5 protein-coding genes are annotated in these 4,577 nt (G+C 64.4%); 1 reads left to right on the forward strand and 4 read right to left on the reverse strand.

Annotated elements, in window-relative coordinates; genetic code table 11:
- The coding region (locus EOD15_RS29010) for an ABC transporter substrate-binding protein (protein WP_148129679.1) at window positions 1-867 on the reverse strand (867 nt) is incomplete at its 3' end.
- A 238-nt stretch (window positions 868-1,105) separates the two neighbouring features.
- Between EOD15_RS29010 and EOD15_RS29015 the strand changes: the two genes are divergently transcribed.
- Complete coding sequence (locus EOD15_RS29015; RefSeq protein ID WP_127323018.1) at window positions 1,106-1,807, forward strand: GntR family transcriptional regulator; 702 nt, start codon at window positions 1,106-1,108, stop codon at window positions 1,805-1,807.
- A gap of 71 nt (window positions 1,808-1,878) precedes the next feature.
- Here EOD15_RS29015 and EOD15_RS29020 read toward each other — a convergent pair whose 3' ends face one another.
- From EOD15_RS29020 to EOD15_RS29030, 3 genes are all read right to left on the reverse strand, one after another.
- A complete protein-coding gene (locus tag EOD15_RS29020) occupies window positions 1,879-2,415 on the reverse strand; it encodes a cytochrome c (RefSeq protein WP_245463795.1) in 537 nt (178 codons plus the stop codon).
- A 26-nt stretch (window positions 2,416-2,441) separates the two neighbouring features.
- Window positions 2,442-3,950, reverse strand: coding sequence for a multicopper oxidase family protein (locus EOD15_RS29025; protein ID WP_127318856.1), 1,509 nt, complete (start codon window positions 3,948-3,950; stop codon window positions 2,442-2,444).
- Window positions 3,951-4,146: 196 nt separating this feature from the next.
- A partial coding sequence (locus EOD15_RS29030) for an SDR family oxidoreductase (RefSeq protein WP_127409070.1) occupies window positions 4,147-4,577 on the reverse strand: 431 nt, incomplete at its 5' end.

The raw sequence follows: 4,577 nt of genomic DNA on the forward strand, positions 1-4,577 counted from the left end.
GTCGACATAGAGCGGCAGATTGGCCTGCAATTGCGGGCTGACGAACATCGCCAGCGCCTTCATGGCCGCCTCCTTGTTCTTGGCGCCCTTCGGGATGACCATGCAGTCGGCGGTCAGCACGCCCTGATCGAAGGAAAAGCTGATCGGCGCGCCTTCCTTTTTCAAGGTGCCGGCGCGGCCGTTCCAGATGCTCGCCATGTCGACTTCGCCGTCCTTAACCAGCTGCATGGCCTGGGCGCCGGAGGTCCACCAGGCGTCGACATTGCCGCGGATCTTGTCGACTGAATTCAACGCGCCGTCGATATCGACCGGATAGACCTTGTCGATCGGAATGCCCTCGGCCAGTGCGGCAACGCTCAGCGTTTCCGTCGCTTGGCTGCCGCTCAGCGCGCGCCGTCCCGGAAACTTTTCCACGTTCCAGAAATCGGCCCAGGTCTTCGGGCCTTTGTCGCCGAATACGTCGGTCCGGTAGATCAGCACGACCGAGGTGTAGGAAATGCCGACCCAGTCGTCGTGGACAAGCTTCGGGTTGATGCCGCTCTTGTCGATGATGCCGTAGTCGAGCTTTTCGAACAGCCCTTCCTTCGAGCCGCGCGCACATTCGTCGGCGCCAAGTTCGGTGATGTCCCACTTCACCGCATTGCCGGTCACCTGCAGCCGGACGTCGTCGAGGCCGTTGGTGGTGTCTTCCTTGATGGTGATGCCGAGCGCGTCGGCGGTCGGCTTGAAAAACGCCTTGGTCTGCGCCTCCTGGTAGGTGCCGCCCCATGAGGCGACGGTGATGGTGTCGCCCGCCATGGCGGGGGCTGCGAACGAAGCCATGAGGCCCGCCATCGCAACGATGCTAACGTTTCTGGTTCTGTTCATTTTTCGGCTCTCCAACCGGTGTTCCCATTGTTTTTGATTTGGCATGCTATTTTGTATACAATTTTGAGTGTAGACTAGCGGTCGATGTTGTCAACACCGCCGGCGCGCTCGAAATGTACGCTTCGTGCCGGACCAGGTTGGTGAGGGACGGCTTCGCCGGAGGCGTGGCAAATTGCGCCGACTGCGGCTACAGCTATGCGTGTTCCGGCTGAAAGGCCGGAGAAGTGGGAAGGGAAGCTTGGCCAAGGAAACCAAAAATACGCTGCGCGACTCGGTCTACTCCGCGCTGAAGGCGATGATCGTGACCGGCCAGATCCCGCCGGGCTCCCGCGTCACCGAAAACGACATCGCGGCGAAGCTGACGGTCAGCCGAACCCCGGTGCGCGAGGCTTTCAATCGCCTCGAGCGTGACGGGCTGGTCACCGGCCGGCCGCGCCAGGGCTATGTCGTCACCGAGTTCGACATCAACATGTTCCGCGAGGCCTTCGAGATCCGCGAACTGCTCGACGGCCATGCGACGGAACTTGCGGCAACGGCCGCGACGGCACAGGACAAGGCGCGGCTGCGCGCCATGTTGGCCGAATGCGAACGGCTGGCAGCCATTCCGGAACGCACGAACCGGGAAAAATTCCAGGAACTGGAAGTCGGCATCGACCTGCACCGCGTCATCGCCGAAATCAGCGGCAACGTCATGCTGCACAACATGCTGTGCGGCATTCTCGACAAGTGCCAGCACTATGTCTGGACCGAACTGTTGTGGCTGGACGAATGGAAGATCGCCCGCGACGAGCACGCCGAGATCGTCGATGCCATCTGCGCCGGCGACGCCGCCAGAGCCGGCACGCTGGCACGCGCCCATGTGCGCGGCTCGCGAGACAATGTGCTGCGCCTGCTGCAGGCCAAGTCGGATTATCGGAATTTTCTGGCGAAGGCGTCTTGATACAGGTGGCCTTCCTGGCATTCCGCATCGCTGCACAAGAGGGCAACAAATGGCGGTGTGATCGCCGGTTCTCACTTCACCTTTTGCCGAAACTTGGAATGGCAGCTTGAGCAATCCTGGAGGATAAGGTGCAGAAGATGCTCCGCCGGCAATCCGGCCGGATCCGCCTCCGTTGTCTTCAGCCGCTTGCCGAGCAGACTGCCCCCGTCCATTGACGTCATCGCGCCCATGCGCATGTCCCCGGTGATCCGGGCAGGCGCGGTTTCGGCCTTGGCTGCCAATGCATCGGCGAGTTCGCCAATGTGATTGGCGAGCGCCTCGAATTCCGGCCGCGCCTGATCGATTTCCGCTTTGGCGCCCGACGGCGCGCCCAGCGTGCCCGCCGGGAATTCAGCCATCAGGGCGGGTCCGGTACGGGCGCTGAGCGCCTCCGCCGCCGCCTTGAAGCTGGCGGCGTCGTAGGCGCGCTTGCCGCCGAACATCTCGGCGATGGTTTTCGCTGCCGCCGCCATAGCCTTCATCGAGGCCTGGCGTGCGGCCACGATCTCATCACTGGAGGCGACCGCCTGCGGCGAGGAGAGGCTCAGCGAACCGGCCAGCGCCAGCACCACCGCTCCGAACGCGATGCCGAACTTCATGCCATGACATCGAGCACGCCCATCATGCCGAGCTGCTCGTGCTCGAGGATGTGGCAGTGATACATGCGCTGCCCCGGCCTATCCTGGCGCAGCAGGAGCCGCACCGTCTCGCCGCGGGCGACGTTCACCGTGTCCTTCCATGCGAGATAGGGCGGCTTGGACACCGCGCCGTCGCGCTCATGTTCGACGACCTGGAATTGAGTACCGTGGACGTGAAACGGATGGTCCATGTCGGCCTGGTTGACTATCTCCCAGAGCTCGATCTCGCCGGCCCTGGCGACGAAGTCGACGCGTCCCATATCGAAGGCCTTGCCGTTGATCAGGAAACCCATCTCCATGCCGGTGGGTTTCATCGCCATGGTCTCCGTTAAAACGAGCCGCCGGCTGAGGACAGGGTCGGCGAACGGTGCGATCGGCCGCAGCCGCGCCGGCAGCTGCGGCACCGCCTCGGCTTCGTTCTCCGAGACATCGACCGTCAGCAGCGTCAGCCCCGCATCGGCCGGGCGGCCGGGACCCATCCAGCCACGGTCGTAGCCGAGCGTATCGAGGGTGATGGGGCCGGGCCTGTCGAAGGATGCGACCAACTCGAGGCGTTCGCCCGGGCTGAGCAGGATCTCGTCCGCCGCCACCGGCGCCGCGAGCAGCCCGCCATCCGTCCCGATGACTGTTATCGTCGCGCCGTCGAAGGCAAGCTTCAGGAACCGTGCGTTGGTGGCGTTGTAGAGGCGCAGGCGTCGCTTGGCGCCCTTTGCCACCGAGAGCCTGGGATTCTTCTGGCCGTTGACCAGCACGTGGTCGCCAACGCGGCCGTTCATCAGATCGCTCATGCTGTTGCTCGGAATCGAGCCATCGGCGGCAAGTCTGAGATCGGTGAACACCAGCACCGTGTCGCCATATTCGGCCGGGATGGGATCGGCCTTGGCCTTGACGACGAAGGCGCCGGCAAGACCCCGATAGACCTGCTCTGCCGTCTTGCCGTGCGGGTGCGGGTGGTACCAATAGGAGCCTGCGGAGCCTTCCGGCAGCTCGAAGGCATAAACGCGCTCGGTGCCCGCCGCAACCGGATCCATTGGACTGCCGTCCTGGTCGGCGGGCACCGGCATGCCGTGCCAGTGGATGGTGCTCACCTCGTTATCGATGCGGTTGGCAAATGTGATCTCGACGCGGTCGCCTTCGAAGGCCTCGATCAGCGGCCCCGGGCTGATGCCATTATAGGCGAGGATCGGTGTGTCTCGCCCCTCGGCGAACCTCGCAATGGCCGGTTCCGCGGTCAGCCTCGCCCTGAGCAGGCCCGGCCGGTCGGCTTCGTTGGCAAGCACCTGCAGGGCGCGCAACGCCTGGCCTTCGGGCAGGGTGACCGCGTCTTGCACCATCGCGGGCATGTCGTGCCCGGCATGGCCGCCCATGCCGGGCATCGACATATCGTCCATCTTCGTCTGCGCCAGCGCACGCGGGCTCGCCAGAACCGTCGCCAGGCTTGCCGTCAGAAATCCGCGTCGATGCATTTCTCCGCTCCTTGCTCTCGATGAAAGGCCCGCCGGAAGACCTCGCGTGACCCTAAGGGTTCCAGCAGCTGGAAGGTCAAGTGAGATCGAGCAGTCGACGGCGACGATAGAAGCTGCCCTGGCGCACGATGTAGTAAGAGCCCGGACCCGCTGTCCGATCATGAACACCGGTCGTTCCGGCGAAGCCGCAGAGTTCTCAGCCCTTGCGCTCCTGAAGGCTGTTGCCGCCGTCGACCACCAGCAGCGCGCCATTGACATAGCTGGCGCCTTCCGAGGCCAGGAATGCCACCGCGGCGGCCACTTCATCCGGCCGCCCTGCCCGCGCCGGCGGCGTATGCAGGGCGGCTTGCCGCTCCATTTCGCTCGACGAGCCCGTTTCGATCCAGCCGGGAGCGACGGCGTTGACCGTGATGCCGTTTTTCGCCACTTCGAGCGCCAGCGTGCGCGTCAGGCCGGCCATGCCGGCCTTGGCGGCCGAATAGGCTGCCGTGCCTTCGAAAGACACCAGCGGGCCGGTGACCGACGCCACATTGACGATGCGCCCGTAGCCCGCTTCGACCATCGCCGGCAGAAAGGCCTTCGTGACGAGGAATGCCGTCTTCAGGCTGACGTCGATCCCCTGGTCCC

It is taken from the genome of Mesorhizobium sp. M7A.T.Ca.US.000.02.2.1 (assembly GCF_003996995.1).
Lineage (GTDB): Bacteria > Pseudomonadota > Alphaproteobacteria > Rhizobiales > Rhizobiaceae > Mesorhizobium.